This window comes from Scandinavium sp. M-37 (assembly GCF_043558715.1).
In the GTDB taxonomy this organism is placed as follows: Bacteria; Pseudomonadota; Gammaproteobacteria; order Enterobacterales; family Enterobacteriaceae; genus Scandinavium; species Scandinavium vulneris_A.
In genome coordinates, this window is record NZ_JBIGIN010000003.1 from 94628 (window position 1) to 115068 (window position 20441).

The 20441-nt window shown below is 54.2% G+C and carries 19 protein-coding genes and 1 pseudogene; 11 read left to right on the top strand and 9 right to left on the bottom strand.

The genetic code is table 11. The annotated features are described in order from the left end of the window. The first annotated feature begins 117 nt into the window (after window positions 1–117). On the top strand, window positions 118–1491 hold the full coding sequence (locus tag ACG0Z5_RS03700; RefSeq protein WP_394445437.1) for an MFS transporter: 1374 nt from the start codon (window positions 118–120) through the stop codon (window positions 1489–1491). A 62-nt stretch (window positions 1492–1553) separates the two neighbouring features. Here ACG0Z5_RS03700 and htpX read toward each other — a convergent pair whose 3' ends face one another. The 4 genes and pseudogenes from htpX to ACG0Z5_RS03720 form a co-directional block, all read right to left on the bottom strand. Beyond that, window positions 1554–2435, bottom strand: a complete 882-nt coding sequence (htpX, locus tag ACG0Z5_RS03705) for a protease HtpX (RefSeq protein WP_319627877.1) — start codon at window positions 2433–2435, stop codon at window positions 1554–1556. Between the two features lie 189 nt (window positions 2436–2624). After that, on the bottom strand, window positions 2625–4673 hold the full coding sequence (gene prc, locus ACG0Z5_RS03710; protein ID WP_394445439.1) for a carboxy terminal-processing peptidase: 2049 nt from the start codon (window positions 4671–4673) through the stop codon (window positions 2625–2627). Window positions 4674–4692: 19 nt separating this feature from the next. Continuing rightward, the gene (gene proQ, locus ACG0Z5_RS03715) at window positions 4693–5385 is read right to left on the bottom strand and encodes an RNA chaperone ProQ (RefSeq protein ID WP_319785869.1); all 693 of its coding nucleotides are present in this window, start codon (window positions 5383–5385) and stop codon (window positions 4693–4695) included. Between the two features lie 81 nt (window positions 5386–5466). After that, window positions 5467–5980: pseudogene (locus ACG0Z5_RS03720) on the bottom strand (GAF domain-containing protein). A 143-nt stretch (window positions 5981–6123) separates the two neighbouring features. On the opposite strand from ACG0Z5_RS03720, the gene yebS reads away from it, so the two are divergent. From yebS to ACG0Z5_RS03745, 5 genes are all read left to right on the top strand, one after another. Beyond that, window positions 6124–7407, top strand: a complete 1284-nt coding sequence (gene yebS / locus ACG0Z5_RS03725) for a membrane integrity lipid transport subunit YebS (RefSeq protein ID WP_394445441.1) — start codon at window positions 6124–6126, stop codon at window positions 7405–7407. After that, window positions 7376–10012 carry an MlaD family protein gene (locus tag ACG0Z5_RS03730; protein WP_394445443.1) on the top strand — a complete coding sequence of 879 codons (2637 nt, stop codon included), beginning with the start codon at window positions 7376–7378 and terminating at the stop codon, window positions 10010–10012. The genes yebS and ACG0Z5_RS03730 overlap by 32 nt, the downstream gene beginning before the upstream one ends. 77 nt (window positions 10013–10089) lie before the next feature. After that, window positions 10090–11514: a 16S rRNA (cytosine(1407)-C(5))-methyltransferase RsmF gene (gene rsmF, locus ACG0Z5_RS03735; protein ID WP_394445445.1), complete on the top strand. Its 1425-nt coding sequence runs from the start codon at window positions 10090–10092 to the stop codon at window positions 11512–11514. 115 nt (window positions 11515–11629) lie between these two features. Beyond that, window positions 11630–11869 (top strand): YebV family protein, encoded by a 240-nt coding sequence (locus ACG0Z5_RS03740; RefSeq protein ID WP_319627870.1) that lies wholly within the window; start codon window positions 11630–11632, stop codon window positions 11867–11869. Between the two features lie 97 nt (window positions 11870–11966). Beyond that, window positions 11967–12158 carry a YebW family protein gene (locus ACG0Z5_RS03745; RefSeq protein ID WP_394445447.1) on the top strand — a complete coding sequence of 64 codons (192 nt, stop codon included), beginning with the start codon at window positions 11967–11969 and terminating at the stop codon, window positions 12156–12158. A gap of 4 nt (window positions 12159–12162) precedes the next feature. On the opposite strand, the gene pphA is transcribed toward ACG0Z5_RS03745, so the two are convergent. Then, window positions 12163–12807, bottom strand: coding sequence for a protein-serine/threonine phosphatase (gene pphA, locus ACG0Z5_RS03750; RefSeq protein ID WP_394445449.1), 645 nt, complete (start codon window positions 12805–12807; stop codon window positions 12163–12165). Window positions 12808–12971: 164 nt separating this feature from the next. On the opposite strand from pphA, the gene ACG0Z5_RS03755 reads away from it, so the two are divergent. Continuing rightward, window positions 12972–13922, top strand: coding sequence for a VirK/YbjX family protein (locus ACG0Z5_RS03755; RefSeq protein WP_394445451.1), 951 nt, complete (start codon window positions 12972–12974; stop codon window positions 13920–13922). A 130-nt stretch (window positions 13923–14052) separates the two neighbouring features. Beyond that, entirely contained in the window at window positions 14053–14196 is a 144-nt protein-coding gene (locus ACG0Z5_RS03760; RefSeq protein ID WP_394445453.1) for an Ecr family regulatory small membrane protein, read from the top strand. A 687-nt stretch (window positions 14197–14883) separates the two neighbouring features. Here the strand turns inward: ACG0Z5_RS03760 and ACG0Z5_RS03765 are convergent. The 3 genes from ACG0Z5_RS03765 to yobA are packed head-to-tail and all read right to left on the bottom strand — an operon-like array spanning window position 14884 to window position 16485. After that, the gene (locus ACG0Z5_RS03765; RefSeq protein ID WP_394445455.1) at window positions 14884–15222 is read right to left on the bottom strand and encodes a YebY family protein; all 339 of its coding nucleotides are present in this window, start codon (window positions 15220–15222) and stop codon (window positions 14884–14886) included. A 16-nt stretch (window positions 15223–15238) separates the two neighbouring features. Beyond that, complete coding sequence (gene copD / locus ACG0Z5_RS03770) at window positions 15239–16108, bottom strand: copper homeostasis membrane protein CopD (protein ID WP_394445456.1); 870 nt, start codon at window positions 16106–16108, stop codon at window positions 15239–15241. Between the two features lie 2 nt (window positions 16109–16110). Further along, window positions 16111–16485, bottom strand: a complete 375-nt coding sequence (yobA, locus tag ACG0Z5_RS03775) for a CopC domain-containing protein YobA (protein WP_394445457.1) — start codon at window positions 16483–16485, stop codon at window positions 16111–16113. A 138-nt stretch (window positions 16486–16623) separates the two neighbouring features. On the opposite strand from yobA, the gene ACG0Z5_RS03780 reads away from it, so the two are divergent. From ACG0Z5_RS03780 to exoX, 3 genes are all read left to right on the top strand, one after another. Continuing rightward, window positions 16624–16854 carry a DNA polymerase III subunit theta gene (locus tag ACG0Z5_RS03780; RefSeq protein ID WP_319627940.1) on the top strand — a complete coding sequence of 77 codons (231 nt, stop codon included), beginning with the start codon at window positions 16624–16626 and terminating at the stop codon, window positions 16852–16854. Window positions 16855–16962: 108 nt separating this feature from the next. Beyond that, a complete protein-coding gene (locus tag ACG0Z5_RS03785) occupies window positions 16963–17655 on the top strand; it encodes a carbon-nitrogen hydrolase family protein (protein ID WP_394445459.1) in 693 nt (230 codons plus the stop codon). 28 nt (window positions 17656–17683) lie between these two features. Further along, complete coding sequence (gene exoX, locus ACG0Z5_RS03790) at window positions 17684–18343, top strand: exodeoxyribonuclease X (protein WP_394445461.1); 660 nt, start codon at window positions 17684–17686, stop codon at window positions 18341–18343. On the opposite strand, the gene ptrB is transcribed toward exoX, so the two are convergent. Beyond that, window positions 18344–20404, bottom strand: coding sequence for an oligopeptidase B (gene ptrB, locus ACG0Z5_RS03795; RefSeq protein WP_394445463.1), 2061 nt, complete (start codon window positions 20402–20404; stop codon window positions 18344–18346). It lies immediately after the preceding gene. Window positions 20405–20441: the final 37 nt, after the last annotated feature.

Sequence of the window (20441 nt, forward strand, 5' to 3'; positions counted from 1 at the left end):
CGCCTTCCGCCGCAATCACTCTTATACGACTTCGTTACAAATCTGCGAGCTGTTGCCGAATAATCAATGCTAAAATAATTACCTGCATAATGATTTCAACTAAGACCTATCTTTAACATGGAAAAAACAGCTCCTGATGGTCTGCCATTGCCGCAACGCTATGGTGCCATCCTGACTATCGTGCTCGGCATTTCGATGGCGGTGCTCGACGGTGCCATTGCCAACGTCGCCCTGCCCACTATCGCCACGGATTTACATGCCTCCCCCGCCGCCTCAATCTGGATTGTTAACGCCTATCAAATTGCCATCGTGATTTCGCTGCTGACCCTGGCGTTTCTTGGCGATATGTTCGGCTATCGACGGATCTACAAATGTGGCCTGGTGGTGTTCACCTGTACTTCACTACTCTGCGCCTTATCGCATTCACTGGAGATGCTGACGCTGGCCCGCGTTGCACAGGGACTGGGTGGCGCGGCGCTGATGAGCGTCAACACCGCACTGATCCGCCTTATTTACCCGCAGCGTTTCCTCGGGCGCGGAATGGGGATTAACTCGTTCATTGTGGCGGTATCCTCGGCCGCTGGCCCGACTATTGCCGCGGCGATTTTGTCCGTCGCTTCCTGGCAATGGCTGTTTCTGATCAACGTCCCGCTGGGGATTGTTGCCTTTGCGCTGGCGATGCGCTATCTGCCGCCGAACGGCGCCCGCAGCCAGGCGTCACGCTTCGATTGGCCAAGCGCCATCATGAATGCCTTAACCTTTGGTCTGCTGATCACCGCCCTGAGCAGTTTTGCCCAGGGCCAATCCTTACGACTGGTACTGTGCGAAGTGGTGGCGATGCTGGTGATCGGCTTCTTCTTTGTCCGCCGTCAACTGAAGCTTCCCGTGCCGCTGCTGCCGGTTGACCTACTGCGCATCCCGCTGTTTTCACTCTCTATCTGTACCTCTATTTGTTCCTTCTGCGCCCAGATGCTGGCGATGGTGTCGCTGCCTTTCTTTCTGCAGTCGATGATGGGCCGGAGTGAAGTCGAAACCGGTTTGTTGTTAACCCCATGGCCGCTGGCGACCATGGTGATGGCACCGCTGGCAGGATATCTCATCGAAAAGGTTCACGCCGGATTGCTCGGCGCGCTGGGGCTGGCAATTATGGCAAGCGGGTTGTTTGCCTTAGCGCTGCTCCCCCCCTCGCCGCAGGACCTGGATATTATCTGGCGCATGATGCTTTGCGGGGCCGGGTTTGGCCTTTTCCAGTCGCCGAACAATCACACCATTGTCTCGTCGGCCCCGCGTAACCGCAGTGGCGGAGCCAGCGGCATGTTAGGCACGGCGCGCCTGCTCGGACAAAGTACCGGGGCTGCACTTGTAGCACTGATGTTTAACCTGTTCGGTACGCACGGCACCCACACTTCCCTGTTGATGGCCGGAACGCTCGCAGTGATCGCGGCGGTTATCAGTGGTCTTCGCGTCACTCAACCCCGTGCCACAGCCTGAATACTGACGTAAAAAAAGCGCCTCATTGAGGCGCTTTGCTTTAGGGTCGTACTGTGAACCTGTTACTTCAGATATTCACCGCTGCGCAGCGCTTCGATACGTTTGTCCAGCGGCGGGTGCGTCATGAACAGTTCGCTCATTGATTTCGCTTTACCGTTGATACAAAACGCCATCATGCTGCTCGCTTCCTGTGGCTCATAGCTGGTTTTCAGACGCTGCAGCGCCGCAATCATTTTCTCACGTCCAACCAGTTTGGCTGAACCGGCATCCGCATGGAACTCACGATGACGGGAGAACCACATGGTGATAATGCTGGCGAGAATACCAAATACCAGCTCCAGCACCGTGGCGACCGCAAAATAGATCAGCGGGTTGCCGTTGCTGCTTTCACCTTCATCGCGGTTACCGCCGAGGAAACCGGCAGCAATCTGAGCGATTACGCGAGAAATAAAGATAACAAAGGTGTTCACCACCCCCTGAATCAGGGTCATGGTTACCATGTCACCGTTGGCAATATGGCTGATTTCGTGCGCAATAACCGCTTCGGCTTCGTCACGGCTCATGTTTTGCAACAGACCGGTACTCACAGCAACCAGCGACGCATCACGGCGGGCACCGGTGGCAAAAGCGTTGATATCGGGCGCGTGGTAAACAGCGACCTGTGGCATGGCAATACCCGCCTGACGAGATTGCTGCGCGACGATATTCATCAACCAGCGCTCAGTTTCATTGCGCGGTTGTTCAATAACCTCTCCGCCCACGGATTTCAGCGCCATCCATTTCGACATCATCAGCGACACAATCGAGCCACCAAAACCGAAAAGCAGCGCCATGATCAGCAGGCCCGTCATGCTGCTTGACTGAATTCCTGTCAGGCTTAGCACCAGCCCAAAAACAACCATCACTGCCAGGTTGGTCATCAGGAAAAGCGCGATTCGCATCATAATATTCTTTAACCTCGTTGTAACAAAACGCACTATGCGGTTACCCATATGGTATGGGTCTTACGGTGATTTTCAACTATCAGAGGTCGCTAAGTCACGAGAAAAACACAACTTTACATTCTGTTGCATCCCGCTGACGCAGGTAGAGGCAGGTAAAAAAACAGGCACAATTTCTTGTGCCTGTTGAGGTTATTTGCTTGGTGCTGGGTTCACCGGGGGATTGTCCTTTTCCATCGTCGCCAGGTCATTGGCGATGTGGACGGTTTCATCCAGATACGGATCGGGTTCCTGATAGTCCTTCGGCAAATCATCCAGTTTCTTCAACAGCGGTTTGCCTTCACGCTTGTAGCGATCGTTAATGCGCGCCAGACGGGTCGCATCATCTTCCTCATTCTCTTTCTCACGCTGAGCGTAATTCAGTGAGGCGATGTAGCGGCGGTCTTTCAATGCGTTGAAATGGGCAATATCTTTGGCGATGTACTGGAATTCCGGATCTTTGGCAATTCGCTCTTTATGCTGTTTCAGCAGCTGCGGACCAAACGGCATCATATCACCCGTTTTAACGAAGGTCGCGGCATTGATACTGTCCCACGGCAGAGCGTTATCCTCAAACTTCTCACCGGTTTCCGTCTCTTCGCTTCCGGTTGGCAGCATGATGTCCGGGGTAACACCTTTACGTTGGGTACTGCCGCCATTGATGCGGTAGAACTTCTGAATGGTGTACTGCACGGAACCCAGCGCTGGCCATTCCGGGCGCAGCATCTGATCGTAGATGCGGTTCAGCGAACGGTACTGCTGGACGGTGCCTTTCCCGAAGGTCGGTTCACCGACAATCAGCGCCCGGCCATAGTCCTGCATCGCGGCGGCAAAAATTTCAGATGCCGAAGCGCTGAAGCGATCAACCAGCACCACCAGCGGACCTTTGTAATACACCACGCCATCGGTATCGCTGTCTTCGCGCACTTTGCCGTTGTTATCGCGCACCTGCACCACCGGACCAGATGGAATGAACAGACCAGAGAGCGATACGGCTTCCGTCAGTGCTCCACCGCCGTTGCTGCGCAGGTCGATAACCACGCTGCTGACGTTTTGTTTTTCCAGTTTCTGCAGTTGCACTTTCACATCATCAGTGAGGCCAACGTAGAAGCCAGGGATATCCAGTACGCCGACTTTTTCTTTACCGACGTTTTTAACTGACATCTTCACGGCACGGTCTTCGAGACGAATACGCTCGCGCGTTAAGGTGACGATGCGGGTTTTGGTACCTTTACCCGCAGGCAGGATCTCAAGGCGCACTTTGCTGCCCTTCGGCCCTTTAATCAATGCCACCACGTCGTCCAGGCGCCAGCCGATGACATCGACCATCCCTTTACCGGTCTGGCCGACACCGACGATGCGGTCGCCTACGCTTATCGCTTTGCTCTTCGCTGCCGGGCCACCTGCCACCATGGAATTAATCATGGTGTAGTCGTCATCCATTTGCAGTACCGCACCGATACCTTCCAGAGAAAGGCTCATTTCGGTGTTGAATTGTTCAGTATTGCGCGGGGAGAGGTAGTTGGTGTGCGGGTCAATTTCGTGCGCAAACGCTGTCATCGCCAGAGAGAACACGTCTTCGCTGTTGGTCTGAGCCAAACGGCGAATGGCGAACTTGTAGCGACGGGTCAACGTTTCGCGAATTTCTTTATCGTCTTTCCCGGCAAGCTTAAGGCTCAGCTCGTCATATTTGACTTTACCGTCCCACAGCGCGTTCAACTCGGCCACATCCTTCGGCCACGGCGCTTTGCTGCGGTCAAGGTTGTAGGTGTCGTTTCCGGTGAAATCCATCGGACGCTCAAGCACTTTGAGCGCGTACTGATAGCGCTCAAAGCGGCGCTTTTGCGCCAGATTAAACAGGTCGTAAAAAACATCCAGTTTACCACTACGCAGTTCGTCGCCGACCTGCGATTTACGTGATTCAAACTGGGAAATATCACTGGCCAACAGCACGTTATGGCTGTAATCCAGCAGATTGAGATAACGGTCGAAGATTTTCGCCGAGAACGCGTTGTCGAGATCGAACTGGCGATAATGAGAACGGGTAAAGCGAGACGTCACACGCTCGCTTACCGTTGCGTGCTGAGCCTCTTCCTTAAGAACTGGAATCTGGTCAGCACGAGTAATATCGTCCACGGCGAACGACTGGCCTGCCATCAACAGCATGCCAGCGAGCGCGGTGACCTTAAAAAAGTTGTTCATGCCAGGCCCGGCCTCCGTTTCAGAACACTAAGTGTTCTGCGCGTACAATCATTGACATACCAGAAGTCAGCTGTACACGAACGCCATCTTTGGTGATTTCCAGTACAGTGGCGTCCATTGCGTTATTGCCCGCTTTCACCTTCAGAGACTGGCCAACGCTCAGTTCAGAAATGTTTGATACCGGGGTATGACGCTCTTCACGTTCCGGACGTGGCGCTTTCGCGGCGGCCGGTTTTGCTGCCGGACGCGGTTTATTAGCACCCGCATCTTTACGTGGAGCTGCCGGACGCGGTTTACGCTCACGGCGCGGCGCATCAACAGGCTCACCCGCAGCAATAGCGGCTTCACGTTTTTTCGCCTGCTGCTCAGCACGCTGTGCCTGCACACGGGCTTTCGCTTCTTCAAGCTGCTGACGCGCGTGAGTCACATGCTGCTCATCCAGCTCACCGCATGGGTTCCCGTCGAGATCAACACGGGTCGCGCCCGCTTTGATGCCGTACAGGTAGCGCCAGCTGGAAGTATAAAGACGTAGGGCGGAACGAAGCTGGGTTTTGCTGAGGTTCATTTCACCCTCAACGCGAGTCACCAGATCCTGAAAAATTCCAATTTTCAGCGGGCGTGCTTCACCTTCGGCGCTGAAACATTGTGGGAATCGTTCGGCCAGAAAAGCGATAACTTCTTTACTGCTATTCAACTTAGGTTGATTTTCCATGAAATTTCCTGATTACAACGGACGTAGCCAACATACCGCGGGCATGAACAGGCGTCATTATAATGACGCCATCGGTAAATGCTACGTTATCCGTTGATTATCCTGCGACAGGCTGAAAGAATTTGTGATAATCGGTCGCCGCAAGCACCTGTTCAAGGTGGCCGACCAGCTCACGAAGCCCCTGTTCATCTTCAGTCGTGAAGCGGGAATACGCGGGACTGTCGATATCCAGCACCCCAATAATGTGTCCGTTTACCACAAGTGGCAGTACGATTTCTGAGTTGCTTGCCGCATCACAGGCAATGTGACCGTCAAAGGCATGAACGTCTTCTACGCGCTGGACACGATTTTGTGACACCGCGGTGCCGCATACGCCACGTCCGACCGGAATACGTACGCAGGCAATTTTGCCCTGGAACGGGGCTAAAACCAGCGTATCACCTTCGAGAAGATAAAAACCGGCCCAGTTAACCTCAGACAGGCGTTCAAACAGCAACGCACTGGTATTAGAGAGTGTGGCTAAAAAACTGGTTTCACCTGCCATTAATGCCTGAAAATCGCGGTTAAGATCCGCGTAAAACTCTGATTTGCTCATTATTCAATCACTTGTTGTCTTACTTCGAAGCCGGTCATCGCCGACGCATAGCCTATTAAAATAAGCATTAAATGCGTTCAGGCTCAAGATGAATCCATTCATAGGTTAAGATAGAGTTATACATTCATTTCTAAAGCTAATAAATGGCACTAAGAGCTTCTCAAATTTCGCCGGGTAAAAAAATCACCGTCCATGCGATTGGCAATCCGCTGGCACCACCGGAATATCATCGCTGTCCCCAGTGTGACGTGCTGTTCAGTCTGCCTGTGGTCAAAAGGACGCAGAGTGCATATTGCCCACGGTGCGATGCAAAAATTCGTGATGGACGTGACTGGTCGCTGACCCGCCTCGCGGCGATGGCTGTTACCATGATGTTGCTGATGCCTTTTGCCTGGAGCGAACCGCTGCTTCGTCTGCATCTTCTCGGGGTGCGCATTGATGCCAACCTGATGCAGGGGATTTGGCAGATGACCGAACAGGGCGACCCCATTCCCGCCGCGATGGTGCTGTTTTGCAGTGTGGGCGCGCCGCTGGTGCTGGTGATTGCTATCGCTTATTTATGGCTCGGTAATATTCTCGGCATGAATCTTCGCCCGGTGCTGCTGATGCTGGAGCGCCTCAAAGAGTGGGTAATGCTGGATATCTACCTCGTTGGGGTCGGCGTGGCGTCGATTAAGGTCCAGGATTACGCCTTTCTCCAGCCGGGATTGGGGCTAGTCGCTTTTATTTCTCTGGTGCTGTTGAGTATCTTGACGCTGATCCATCTCAACGTCGAACAGCTCTGGGACCGTTTTTATCCTCATCGCCCTGCTCAACGCCCCGATCCGGGTCTGCAGGTGTGTCTGGGCTGCCACCACACCGGATTCTCAGACGCGCGCGGGCGCTGTCGTCGCTGTCACATCCCGCTTCGTCATCGCCGGGCGTATAGCCTGCAAAAAAGTTGGGCGGCGCTGATTGCCTCGCTGATTTTTTTAATCCCGGCGAACCTGCTGCCGATTTCGATAATCTATGTGAATGGCGCTCGCCAGGAAGACACGATCCTGTCCGGGATAATCTCGCTCGCCAGCAGCAATATTCCGATTGCGGCCGTGGTGTTTATCGCCAGTATTCTGGTGCCTTTCACCAAGGTGCTGGTGTTGATTACCCTGTTGGTATCCATTCACTTTAAATGTGAACAGGGATTGCGCACCCGTATCCTTCTGTTGCGCTTTGTGACGTGGATTGGTCGCTGGTCGATGCTCGATTTGTTTGTCATCTCGCTGATGATGTCGCTTATCAATCGCGATCAGTTACTTGCTTTTACTATGGGACCCGCTGCGTTTTATTTCGGTGCTGCGGTAATATTGACTATTCTTGCTGTTGAATGGCTGGACAGCCGCTTACTTTGGGATGCACATGAGTCAGGAAACGCCCGCTTCACCGACTGAAGCGAGAATTAAAACGAAACGCCGTATCTCCCCTTTCTGGCTGCTGCCGGTCATTGCCTTGCTGATTGCGGGCTGGCTTATCTGGAATAGCGTTGAGGATCGCGGCACTACCGTGACTATCGATTTTATTTCTGCCGATGGCATTGTTCCCGGCCGAACGCCTGTGCGCTATCAGGGCGTTGAAGTGGGCACCGTGGAAGAAATTAGCCTGGCGAAAGATCTCAACCGTATTGAGGTCAAAGCCAGCATTAAAGGCGATATGAAAGATGCCCTACGCCAGGAAACGCAGTTCTGGCTGGTGACACCGAAAGCGTCACTGGCAGGGGTATCGGGTCTGGATGCGCTGGTTGGAGGGAACTACATCGGCATGATGCCGGGTAAAGGTGAGAAGAAAGACCACTTCACCGCGTTAGATACGCAGCCTAAATATCGTCTGAACAACGGCGAGCTGATGATCCATCTGCATGCTCCGGATTTAGGCTCACTCAACAGCGGCTCGCTGGTGTACTTCCGTAAAATCCCGGTCGGACGCGTGTATGACTATGCGATTAACACCAATAATCAGGGCGTCACCGTTGATATTCTGATTGACCGCCGCTTCACGAATCTGGTGAAAAAAGGCAGCCGATTCTGGAACGTGTCCGGTATTAAAGCGGATGTCGGCCTGAGCGGCGCGAAAGTGCAGCTCGAAAGCCTGGCGGCGCTGGTCAACGGCGCGATTGCCTTTGACTCACCGGAAGCCTCGAAGCCTGCCGAACAGAATGATGAGTTTGGCCTGTATGCCGACCTGGCGCACAGCCAGCGTGGGGTCATTGTCAAACTCGACCTGCCAGACGGCGCGGGTCTGAAAGCGGGCTCGACTGCACTCATGTATCAGGGGCTGGAAGTCGGTCAGTTGACCAAGCTCGACCTCAATCCGGGCGGCGCGGTCAGCGGTGAAATGACCGTTGATCCGAGCGTAGTGAATCTGCTGCGTGATAAAACCCGTATTGAACTGCGTAATCCGAAGCTGTCCCTGGAAAACACCAATCTGAGTTCACTGCTTACCGGTAGCACCTTTGAGCTGGTCCCGGGCGAAGGCCAGCCGCGTAACCATTTTGTGGTGGTACCTGCGGATAAGACGCTGCTTCAGGAACCCGGAGTTGCGACCCTGACCCTCAGCGCGCCGGATTCTTACGGTGTCGACGCGGGCCAGCCGGTTATCCTGCACGGGATTAAAATCGGTCAGGTTCTTGAGCGTACGCTCACCGGGAAAGGCGTCTCGTTCTCTGTTGCCATCGATCCGCAATATCGCGACCTCGTTCATGGCGACAGTAAGTTTGTGGTCAACAGCCGGGTCGACGTCAAAGTTGGTCTCGACGGTATTGAGTTCCTGGGGGCCAGCGCCAGCGAATGGATCAGCGGCGGGATCCGTATTCTGCCCGGCGAAAAAGGCGCGATGAAGCAGGACTATCCGCTGTACGCCAATCTTGAAAAAGCGCTGGAAAACAGTCTCGGCGATCTGCCCACCACCACTCTCACCCTGACGGCAGACACCTTGCCGGATGTACAGGCGGGTTCGGTGGTTCTGTACCGTAAATTTGAAGTCGGGGAAGTTATTACCGTTCGCCCACGGGCCAACGCGTTTGATATCGAACTGCACATCAAACCGGAATACCGCAATCTGCTGACCCAAAACAGCGTTTTCTGGGCCGAAGGCGGGGCGAAAGTCCAGCTAAACGGCAGCGGGCTGACCGTTCAGGCATCGCCGCTCTCTCGTGCTCTGCGCGGGGCGATAAGCTTTGATAACCTGAGCGGCGCGGGCGCAGGCGCGCGTAAAGGGGATAAACGCATTCTCTATCCGTCAGAAACCTCTGCGCGTGCGGTCGGGGGCCAGATCACGCTCCACGCCTTCGACGCCGGTAAGCTGGCGGAAGGGATGCCGATTCGTTATCTGGGCATCAATATTGGTCAGATCCAGACGTTAGAACTGATTACCTCTCGTAATGAAGTTCAGGCTAAAGCGGTACTGTACCCGGAATACGTGAAGACTTTTGCCCGCAACGGCACCCGATTCTCGGTGGTCACACCGCAGATTTCAGCCGCAGGCGTTGAGCATCTGGATACCATTTTGCAGCCGTACATCAACGTCGAACCCGGACGCGGGGGCAATGCACGTCGTGACTTCGAACTGCAGGAAGCGACGATCACCGATTCTCGTTATCTCGATGGGCTGAGCATTATCGTCGAAGCACCTGAAGCGGGCTCCTTAAGTATTGGCACACCGGTATTGTTCCGCGGGATTGAAGTCGGAACCGTCACCGGCCTGCACCTCGGGTCGTTGTCCGATCGGGTGATGGTGACGCTGCGTATCAGCCAGCGTTACCAGCATCTGGTACGCAATAACTCGGTGTTCTGGCTGGCATCTGGCTACAACCTCGACTTCGGAATTATCGGCGGCGTGGTGAAGACCGGGACCTTCAACCAGTTCATTCGCGGTGGTATCGCCTTTGCCACCCCACCAGGAACGCCGCTGGCGCCGAAAGCCCAGGAAAACAAACATTTCCTGTTGCAGGATACGGAACCGAAAGAGTGGCGTGATTGGGGCACCGCCCTGCCGCGTTAAACCTGCACGACTCCGGCTGTAAGAAGCCGGAGTCGCTGTGCTAAACTGCGCACCCGTTTATGAATCTGGTGCGTTTAGTGGCTTATCTTCCTGACTCCTTCCTCGAGGTGATGCGTGCAGCAATGCCCGCTCATCTCTCTTTCGACGACTTCATCGCCGCCTGTCAACAACCGCTGCGTCGCAGTATTCGCGTGAACACCCTCAAAATTTCCGTCGCCGATTTTCTGAATCTGGTAGCGCCTTACGGCTGGCAGCTCACACCGGTTCCGTGGTGCGAGGAAGGTTTCTGGATTGAGCGCGAAGATGAAGATGCCCTGCCGCTGGGCAGCACGGCCGAACATTTGAGCGGCCTGTTCTACATTCAGGAAGCCAGCTCCATGCTGCCGGTCACTGCCCTGTTTGCCGATGACAATCAGCCGGGCCGGGTCATGGATGTTGCCGCCGCTCCCGGTTCTAAAACCACGCAAATCGCCGCGCGAATGGGCAATCAGGGCGCAATCCTTGCTAATGAGTTTTCCGCCAGCCGCGTAAAAGTGCTGCATGCCAATATTAGCCGCTGTGGGATAAGCAACGTAGCCCTCACCCATTTCGACGGCCGCGTATTTGGTGCCGCGCTGCCAGAATGTTTCGATGCCGTTCTGCTCGATGCGCCCTGCTCCGGGGAAGGCGTGGTGCGTAAAGATCCGGACGCGCTGAAAAACTGGTCTGCTGAAAGCAACCGCGAGATAGCACAGACCCAGCGCGAACTCATCGACAGCGCATTTCACGCGCTTCGCCCTGGCGGTACGCTGGTGTATTCCACCTGCACCCTGAACCGCGAAGAAAATGAAGAGGTGCTGGACTGGCTGCTGGCACGCTATCCGCAGGCCGTTGAGGTCGTCCCGCTCAAGGCGCTGTTCGAGGGCGCAGAACTGGCACTAACGCCGGAGGGTTATCTGCACGTCTTCCCGCAGATCTATGACTGTGAAGGTTTTTTCGTCGCCCGCCTGCATAAAACGGCCGCGATCGATGCCCTTCCGGCGCCTGGTTATAAAGTCGGGAAATTCCCGTTTACGCCAATGAAAACCCGCGAGTCTGCCGCAGTGGTACAGGCCGCTGCCGCCGTAGGATTACACTGGGATGACACGCTCAACCTGTGGCAACGCGATAAAGAGATCTGGCTGTTCCCGGCTGAGATTGAACCGTTGATCGGCAAAGTGCGTTTTTCACGCCTCGGCCTTCGCCTGGCCGAGACCTTTAACAAAGGTTTTCGCTGGCAGCATGAGGCGGTCATCGCGCTGGCGGGTGAAATAAGTTCGCGATTTGAACTGACCCTGGCGGAAGCCGAAGAGTGGTATCGCGGCCGGGACGTGTGGCCAGAAACCCCACCAAAGCGGGACGATGTTATCGTGACCTTTCAGGGACATCCGCTGGGGCTGGCGAAAAAAGTCGGCTCACGCCTCAAGAATAGCTACCCGCGTGAGCTGGTCCGCGACGGAAAACTGTTCGCGGGCAAGGCGTAGCGGCTCGGTAAAAATAAGCACGTTCTGACTGGCAAAATGCTCGCCGTTGTCTACGCTGAAAAATGGGAGGACCTAACTGGTCGTACCACAGTGAAGCAGACAACCGAAGAGCATTATGACCAAAACCAGCGTACGTATAGGCGCCTTTGAAATTGATGACGCCGAGCTGCATGGCGAGCAGCAAGGGGAGCGAACGTTAAGCATACCCTGTAAATCCGATCCTGATTTGTGCATGCAACTCGATGCATGGGATGCCGATACCAGCGTTCCCGCCATTCTTGATGGGGAGCATTCTGTCCTTTACCGCCAACATTACGACCGTAAGACCGACGCCTGGGTTATGCGCCTTGCCTGACCCAACAGGAACCCGCCCAATTTAGGCGGGTTATTTATTTTCGCCTTTCGCTTATCTCTCTTACACTTAACGGGTAATGGATGCGCGTGAGGGTGAGATGTTCGCATTGGTTCTGTTTATTTGTTATCTCGACGGCGGCTGCGAAGACATTGTGGTAGACGTCTACAACACCGAATCCCAGTGCCTGCGTGCGATGGACGATCAGCGTCTGCGCCAGGGGGGGTGCTTCCCAGTGGAGGATTTTATCGATGGCTTCTGGCACCCCGCTCAGGAGTACAGCGATTTGTAAAACGTTACTGCAGTTGCACCAGCGTTAAGTTCCCGCCAAATACCGCGCCGGTGTCGATGTAATGCTGATTTTGCGTATCGTAGCGATGTTTCAACGGCGTGTGTCCAAACCAGAAATGAGCGGCACCTTCAATCGTCGAATGCTTTCCTGCCAGATGGTCACTCAGCCGCTGCCGATCCCAAAGTACCCGATGCCAGTCCAGTTCCTGCTGCCAGTGATAACGTGCCGCCGGGTGATCGGCGTGAGCAATAATATGAGTACCTGTCGCGGTATCGACTTCAATAATATAGGGTAATTGCTGGCACGCATGTAATAAATCCCGCACTCGCTGTTTTTCGCCAGCAGAACAATGCGTAAACCAATCGCCACCGTTTAATGCCCACAGCGATAATTGATGATCTTCAAGGGCTTCGATCGCCATTTGCTCGTGATTACCCCGAATAGCAATAAACCATTTTTGTTCAATTAAACTCAGGCACTTGAGGCTATTAGGCCCACGGTCGATAAGATCGCCCACCGACAGAAGCAGATCCTCGTAGGGATTAAAATCCAGCTCTTTAAGCTTGGACATCAAGAGGTTAAAGCAGCCATGCAGATCGCCCATTAACCAGATATGCCGCCATGCTGAGCCATTAATTCGCTGATACATAAAATTTACCCCTGAGATAAGTATAGGGGATCTACAAATATTCTCTGGCTCTAGCGAATAACTTAAATCGCGCGTAAACGAACGGGTAATAAAGTCTCCGCCCCCATTAAGATAAACCTCACCGGTCGCTAGAATAGCGTCATAACAATGATGAGGTTATTATCGTGACGGACAACACCCTGCATTCCGCCTATTCACCTGCACCGCGAGCACATCTTCTTTCCGACTTGGTCAAAGGCAATCTTGCCCCGGCACCTATCTGGAAAAAAGCAGACTATCGCCTGAAATTCCTGCTGAGGACGATGATTTTTTATCGCTCGACCCGAATGATGCTCGACAATCTTGGGCAGCGTCCCGATTTCATGCGACTGCTGAATGCCCAGGTGACGTTACCGAGTAAAACGCATCGCCAGTATCTCTCCCGTGGTCTGTCGTCTACGCAACGTGCGCAAGCCATTGTCGGTCACTATCAGTTTGTTGATTCGATGAAAAGCCCGCGGCTTGCCAGTGCATTACTGGCAACCGAACCCACGGCGCTGATGACGCTTATCGGTAAAGACGATGCGCATTTAACGCTCTACGCCTCCTGCGCGCGTAAAGCCGAACGCGAGGGTGAAAGCACGCTGTGGTTCTGCACCGCGGATAATGTAGTGCTTGCCAGCGCCACGTTCAGCGTCAATCGCAATCAGGATGGCTGGGAAATTGTCATTGGAGGATTACAAGGTCCACGCCGCAGTGTTTCTCATGAGGTGATTAAACATGCCACTCGCGCCTGTTACGGACTGTTCCCTAAACGCATTCTGGTGGCATTTTTTGGCCTGATGGCGGCCGAGTGTGGGGTTACGTCACTTTCCGGTGTCAGCGATAACGGTCACGTATTCCGGGCCCTGCGCTACCGTTTTAGTAAGGGCCGTCATTTCCATGCCAGCTATGATGAGTTTTGGGCCTCCATCGACGGGGTGAAAACCAGCGAATTCCGTTGGCAACTGCCGTTACAGCAGGACCGGAAATCCATCGAAGAGATTGCCAGCAAAAAACGCGCTGAGTATCGCCGTCGTTTTGCCCTACTCGATGAGATGGCCGTGCAGTTTCGATCCCTGTTCCCCAACGCCTAATTTTTCTTTAATGAGCCTCTGCCTGTTCACAGGCAGAGGCTTTTGCGTATTACAATTGCGCATAGCCCTGATGTTTCGCTATCATCCGCGGGTTATTCCCCCGATTCCTCGCTGGCGGTATATCCTGGCTATGAGCAAAATTGAAATTGCCCTGACAATCCTGGTCCTGGTTATACTTGGATTCGGTATCTGGTTCATCCTGAGCGATCAAATCTGGTTGCTGGTCAGCTATCTCGAAACCCTCCTCTATCCGGACATCGTCACGCCTATGTAACGGCCTCAGGCCATGAGAACTGTTCAAAATTAAACAACTTGTTATTTGAACCGAATCGCCTCTCCACATAACATCAGCTACGAAATGTTAAGCGATGCGTCGTTCTTCCTGTCGACTCGTTGAGGAACATTTCAGGTCTGACTGACTCCATCAACCCTGGACGCGCAACTTTCAGACCATCCACCTCGCGGCACTGCATATCCCTGTAACGCTGCAAAAGTGAGTCCGAAATATAATATTCATTGCAAGCTTTTCCCCTTTACCCTGCGAAGTGAAGGGGATTTTTTTTGCCTGAACAACAGCGCGAATTTTCCTGTAAAAAAAATGTTAAGACCGATTTTGATGTGATATAAAAGACATCAGGTCAGTCACTGAGACGTGTTAGTCGGGTAACTGGCGTTGTCACTCTCTGATGTGAATTACAGATAAAAAGAGACCGAATACGATTCCTGTATTCGGTCCAGGGAAATGGCTCTTGGGAGAGAGCCGTGCGCTAAAAGTTGGCATTAATGCAGGCTAAAGTCGCCTTGCCCTTTAAGAATAGATGACCGTGCCAGGTTTTCCAGTCCGCGACAAAAGTGGTCAGAAAAAAACCGCGAGCAACGCGTCACAAAAAGTAAAAACCGCAAGCATTCGTCAGAATAACTTGCGGTTTTTTATTGTCAGTCAATCGCTTAGTGTCAGGTGTTAACAGAGCTTCTCGGCGCGGGCAATGAATGGGGCCAAACTCATCTTTTGCCCCGGATGCGCTGGATCGTCTACCTGGATAACAGAAATAGGCTGAGCGGTGGTTTTCCCCTCTTTCATTTCCTGCTCAGCAGCCGCGTTCAGCGGATACTGCATCAGAGTACTCGGGTTGATGGCGTACAGCGCATGACCCGGACGGCAGGTGAGCATCACCTCTTCGCGATTGAACGCCCATTGCGCTTTGCCGATTTCAAAACGGCTGACGGTGATAATCTGCGGTGCCGCCAGAGCGGTTCCGGAAGTTGCCAGTAACAGCATTGATAGAACGAGTTTTTTCATGAGTTCGCCACTTAATTCAGAACGGTTCCCAGGTTGCGAACAGACTGACCGTCGCTAAAACCAGAGTTCCTAAAATCATCTCCAGCTGGGTGGTTCGCAGAAACAGCGCCTGACAGTGCTGCCTGTTGGATGCCATCCGCGGCACCAAAACATACCTGTTCGCTAACGCGATTACCACCATCAGCGCCACTAACGCACATTTCACCAACAACAGCCGCCCGTATCCTGAGTCACTCACCAGTTGCCCCTGAATCAACCAGGCATTGGTTATTCCGCTCAGCACCACACCGGCTACCGCAAGATGCCCATAGCGCGAAAAGCGCATCATGGTGTTGATGGCTGAAGTCCGCCATGGTCCTTTGGCCAGATGCAGGCAGTACAGGAATGGCAGCAGGCCTCCAAACCACGCGCCCGCACACAGCAAATGAATCGCGTGATTCAGACGCTGTAGCGCGCCGATAGCACCATCCTGCATCGCCGCGTGTCCCACGCCTGCCATCAGCAGGAGCTGCGCCACACAGAGGATCAGCAGCAAAGGGGCCAGTCGATGCGGCCTGAGGCAGACAATCGCCAATGCCACCCACGTCAGCAGAATTTGCCACTGCCAAATGCTTCCAAATCGTGTGCCTGTTACCGCTAGCCAGATGTCTGGTTGCAGCACATCGCCCCAACCGTTCGCCATCAGACCGCCCTGTAACATCAGCATCAGAGTTGCTGACACGGCATTGATCAGCAGCGTCACACGGAGCAGTGGCATAAAGCGCAGCATCATCAACCGCCGAAGCTGCGGGGTGGCCCACCAGGCACCGTACAGCACGCAGCCGAACGACAGCATCACGGTGATAAAATGCAGGCATCGCAGCCCGACATAGGCAGATGCAAGCACGATTATTTCACACTGAACTGATACTGGCCTTTGGTCTTGTGGCCATCGACCGACACTACGTGCCAGTCTACTCTGTAGTCACCAGGCTTGAGCAATTCCTCAACCGGGACGATAAGTTGAGTATTATCTTTTTCATTGAGTTTCACCGCACCAACAGGTACCTGGGCCTGCTGCGGACCGGTCAGGGTCACGCCGCTGAATTTGACTTCAAGACCTTCGGAAAAATTCAGGGTTAACGCCTGGGGCGCAGCGGTGACCTGTGCATCGGCCGCAGGATATTGATGCTTAAGATGAGCGTGTGCAAAAGCAGCGGAAGTGGTTAAGACGCAGGTCAGGAACACACCGGCGCGCAGCGCGCGTGAAGCGATACGATTCATTCTCTTCATTCCCTTTTGTTATCTATTTGGGTGAAAGAATAACGCTCTATAATGTTTACGTCGAGATTCACCGCCGTTGGCCTTGCTATTTCGCGACACTCTTAGTACTTTCAGCCCCGGAAACAGAAGGAGCCTATGATGACCACCAATCTGGCAAAAATCCCCCAGGACGAGATGGACAAAGTGAACGTCGATTTGGCCGCCGCCGGGGTCGCCTTTAAAGAGCGCTACAATATGCCTATCGTGGCAGAAGTGGTTGAGCGTGAGCAACCTGCCCATCTGCGCGACTGGTTTCGTGAGCGACTGATCGCCCATCGTCTGGCATCGGTGAACCTTTCGCGCCTGCCCTACGAACCTAAACAGAAGTAAGACTTACTCACTGTTACACTTCCTTACACAGCTATTGCTAAAATCTTGAGAAGATTCTGAATACCGGCTCAGGGACGCTGAGTCGGAATACGTGTTAAGGAAGCCACTATGCCTGCATGGACAATTGCTGCTGCACAGTACACGGCCCGCAACAGGAGCGTTGCGGATAATATTGCCCACCATTTACGTTTTATCGAAGCGGCTGCACAGCACGCCTGCCAACTGCTCGTTTTCCCGGAAATGTCGTTAACCGGCCCCGGACCCCGAACGTCCCTGCCCCCTCCACCGGATGAACAACTGCTTGAGCCCCTAAGCGATGCGGCGGCGCGCCACGGCATGACCATTGTGGCCGGAATGCCGGTTGAAATGAACGGTCAACGCTGCAAAGGGGTGGCCATTTTTGTACCCGATGGCACCGCGCCGCTAACGTTGCAGCAGGGCCAGGGGACTTGCCTGACTCCGAATACCCATCACATCAGTGTTCTCGCCCCTGAAGCGAAAGGCAATGAACTTGACTCGAACGCCGCACTGCTGGCGACCGGCACCTGCACTACCGACTTCCAACAACAGCAATCCGGACAACACCTCCAACGCCTGGCTCACCGCTACGCCATTGCGGTGCTGAAATCCAACTATGCAGACGGCAGTGCACTGTGGGATGAAAACGGACAGCTGATCGTTCGCGCCGACAGCGGAGAACTGCTGTTAACCGGACGACAGTATGACGGAGGTTGGGAAGGCGATATCATTCCGCTCAGTGAAATCTTCTGCGCCATTGACGAAAGCCTCTGTGACGCATAACCTGCCTCTTTTCAGCCGGGAGAGCACCATGTTACGCGTTATCGATACGGAAACCTGTGATTTACAAGGAGGCGTGGTTGAAATCGCCTCGGTGGACATCGTTGACGGCAAGATAACCAATCCCATGAGCCATCTCGTGCGCCCGGACAGACCCATCAGCCCCCAGGCGATGGCAATTCATCGCATCACCGAAGATATGGTGGCCGATAAACCGTGGATTGAGGACGTGGTGCCGTATTATCAGGGCAGCACATGGTACGTGGCACACAATGCCAGCTTTGACCGCCGCGTATTGCCGGAAATGAACGGCGAGTGGATATGCACGATGAAGTTGGCCCGCCGCCTGTGGCCGGGTATTAAGTACAGCAATATGGCGTTGTATAAATCACGCAAACTTAACGTGGCCACGCCGCCGGGTTTGCATCATCACCGCGCGTTGTATGATTGCTACATCACCGCCGCGCTGCTGATTGATATTATCAATGTCTCCGGCTGGAGTGCCGATCAGATGGCCGATATCACCGGTCGTCCGGCGTTGATGACCACCTTCACCTTCGGTAAATATCGCGGAAAACCGGTGGCAGAGGTAGCTGAGAAAGATCCCGGCTACCTCCGTTGGCTGTTCAATAATCTCAACACGATGAGCCCTGAACTGCGCCTGACGCTGAAACACTGGCTGGGCGAGTAGCTATCGCGGCGCCTGGCCCGGCAAAGTGCCCTGGGCCAGCGCAATCAGGAACGTGAATTCCATCGCCACCCCTTCATAGCTTTTAAAGCGCCCCGACTTACCGCCGTGCCCGGAATCCATATCGGTGCACAGTAACAACAGATTGTCGTCAGTTTTCAGCTCGCGCAGCTTCGCCACCCATTTTGCTGGCTCCCAGTATTGCACCTGGGAATCATGCAGTCCGGTCGTGACCAGCAGATGCGGATACGCCTTTTTCTCGACGTTGTCATACGGGCTGTAGCCTTTCATGTAGTGGTAATACTCAGGATCTTGCGGATTGCCCCACTCCTCAAACTCTCCGGTGGTCAGCGGGATAGATTCATCGAGCATGGTAGTCAGGACATCAACAAACGGCACCTGGGCTATCACGCCGTGGAACAGGTCGGGACGCTGGTTAATAGCGACGCCCATCAGCATCCCGCCCGCACTGCCACCCATGCCGTAACAGAGTGAGGGATTGCCATAGCCCTGCGCCAGCAGTGCGTCGCAGACATCGAGATAGTCATTGAAGGTGTTGTTCTTTAGCAGGAACTTACCGTCTTCATACCACTGCTGCCCCAGCTCACCGCCGCCACGAACGTGAGCGATGGCAAAGACGAAGCCGCGGTCGAGCAGGCTTAATCGGCTGCTGCTGAAATCCGCATCCATGCTGGCACCGTAAGAGCCGTAGCCGTACACCAACAGCGGATTGTTGCCCTGGCGGAAATGCTCCCGGTGATAAACCAGTGACACCGGCACTTCCACGCCATCCCGGGCTTTGATCCATAAATGTTCACTGCGATAACGGCTGGCATCAAACCCGGTCACTTCCTGCTGCTTAAGCACGGTGCGCTCGCCGGTATCCATGTTCAGTTCGAACAACGTATCCGGCGTGGTCATGGAGGAATACCCGTACCGCAGACGCGAAGTGTCAGGCTCAGGATTGTACGCCAGCCAGGTGACATACGCCGGATCGTCAAAGGCTATCCCGATGGATTCACGCGTTTTCCGGTTTATCTGGCGCAGGCTGGTCAGCCCGTGCTGACGCTCTTCGACCACCAGCCAGTCAGTGAACAGCGTAAAACCCTCCAGCATCACGGCGTCGCGCGGAGGGATCAGCGCTTCCCAACGTCGTTCATCGCGCACCGGGCTACGATACAGACCGAAGTTTTTGCCGTCACGATTCGAGCGCAGGTAAAAATTATGCTGGAAATGGTCGAGGCTGTATTCATGATCCTTCCGACGTGGCAGGAAGCACAGCGGCTGCGCATCCGGCAACTCGGCATCGAGCAACAGGACTTCACTGGTGGTGGCGCTCGCCAGATGGATAATCACATAGTGCTTTGAACTGGTTTTATGCAGGCTGACGTAAAACGTGTCGTCTTTCTCTTCGTACACCAGCTCGTCCACCGTCTCCGGCATCCCGACGGTATGTCGCCAGACCTGATACGGCAACAGCGTGGTTGGGTGTTTTCGCACGTAATACAGCGTCTGTGAATCATTCCCCCAGACAAACCCCGGCTCAACGTTTTCCAGCGTCTCAGGGTACCAGTTGTCGTTCTCCAGATTTCTGATACGCAGGCCATACTGGCGACGGGACAGATAATCCTCCGTCAACGCCATCAGGGTATTGTCAGGAGAAATGCCCAGCCCACCGAGAGTGTAGAACTCGCTGTGCGCCGCACGCTGATTTCCATCCAGCAGCAGCTCCCAATCGTTCCACTCCTCTTTCTGCACCGACTGACGCTGATAAATCGCGTACTCGCAGCCCGGTTCGTAAATCTGGCGGTAGCGATAACCGTTTTTGGCGTAAGGCGCGGACACCTCACGCTGCGGGATACGATCGACAATTTCCTTGAGCACCTGTTCCTGCAGGGTACGCTGCGAGGCCATGACCTCATGCCCGTAGTCGTTCTCCTGTTTCAGGTACTCAAGCACGGCGGGCTGCGCGCGGTCGTCGTCACGCAGCCAGTAGTAGTTGTCGATGCGGTTGTCGCCATGAAGGCTCATGGCGTGGGGAATACGTTTTGCTTTGGGTGGCATGTCATTGTTCTTCTGCAAATTACCTTACCCTAAGGGT

Bases quoted from the DNA above. Each gene is read 5' to 3' on its own strand.
- ACG0Z5_RS03700 (WP_394445437.1), top strand. From the start codon at position 118: ATGGAAAAAACAGCTCCTGATGGTCTGCCATTGCCGCAACGCTATGGT.
- htpX (WP_319627877.1), bottom strand. From the start codon at position 2,435: ATGATGCGAATCGCGCTTTTCCTGATGACCAACCTGGCAGTGATGGTT.
- prc (WP_394445439.1), bottom strand. From the start codon at position 4,673: ATGAACAACTTTTTTAAGGTCACCGCGCTCGCTGGCATGCTGTTGATG.
- proQ (WP_319785869.1), bottom strand. From the start codon at position 5,385: ATGGAAAATCAACCTAAGTTGAATAGCAGTAAAGAAGTTATCGCTTTT.
- yebS (WP_394445441.1), top strand. From the start codon at position 6,124: ATGGCACTAAGAGCTTCTCAAATTTCGCCGGGTAAAAAAATCACCGTC.
- ACG0Z5_RS03730 (WP_394445443.1), top strand. From the start codon at position 7,376: ATGAGTCAGGAAACGCCCGCTTCACCGACTGAAGCGAGAATTAAAACG.
- ACG0Z5_RS03740 (WP_319627870.1), top strand. From the start codon at position 11,630: ATGACCAAAACCAGCGTACGTATAGGCGCCTTTGAAATTGATGACGCC.
- ACG0Z5_RS03745 (WP_394445447.1), top strand. From the start codon at position 11,967: ATGTTCGCATTGGTTCTGTTTATTTGTTATCTCGACGGCGGCTGCGAA.
- pphA (WP_394445449.1), bottom strand. From the start codon at position 12,807: ATGTATCAGCGAATTAATGGCTCAGCATGGCGGCATATCTGGTTAATG.
- ACG0Z5_RS03760 (WP_394445453.1), top strand. From the start codon at position 14,053: ATGAGCAAAATTGAAATTGCCCTGACAATCCTGGTCCTGGTTATACTT.
- ACG0Z5_RS03765 (WP_394445455.1), bottom strand. From the start codon at position 15,222: ATGAAAAAACTCGTTCTATCAATGCTGTTACTGGCAACTTCCGGAACC.
- yobA (WP_394445457.1), bottom strand. From the start codon at position 16,485: ATGAATCGTATCGCTTCACGCGCGCTGCGCGCCGGTGTGTTCCTGACC.
- ACG0Z5_RS03780 (WP_319627940.1), top strand. From the start codon at position 16,624: ATGACCACCAATCTGGCAAAAATCCCCCAGGACGAGATGGACAAAGTG.
- ACG0Z5_RS03785 (WP_394445459.1), top strand. From the start codon at position 16,963: ATGCCTGCATGGACAATTGCTGCTGCACAGTACACGGCCCGCAACAGG.
- exoX (WP_394445461.1), top strand. From the start codon at position 17,684: ATGTTACGCGTTATCGATACGGAAACCTGTGATTTACAAGGAGGCGTG.
- ptrB (WP_394445463.1), bottom strand. From the start codon at position 20,404: ATGCCACCCAAAGCAAAACGTATTCCCCACGCCATGAGCCTTCATGGC.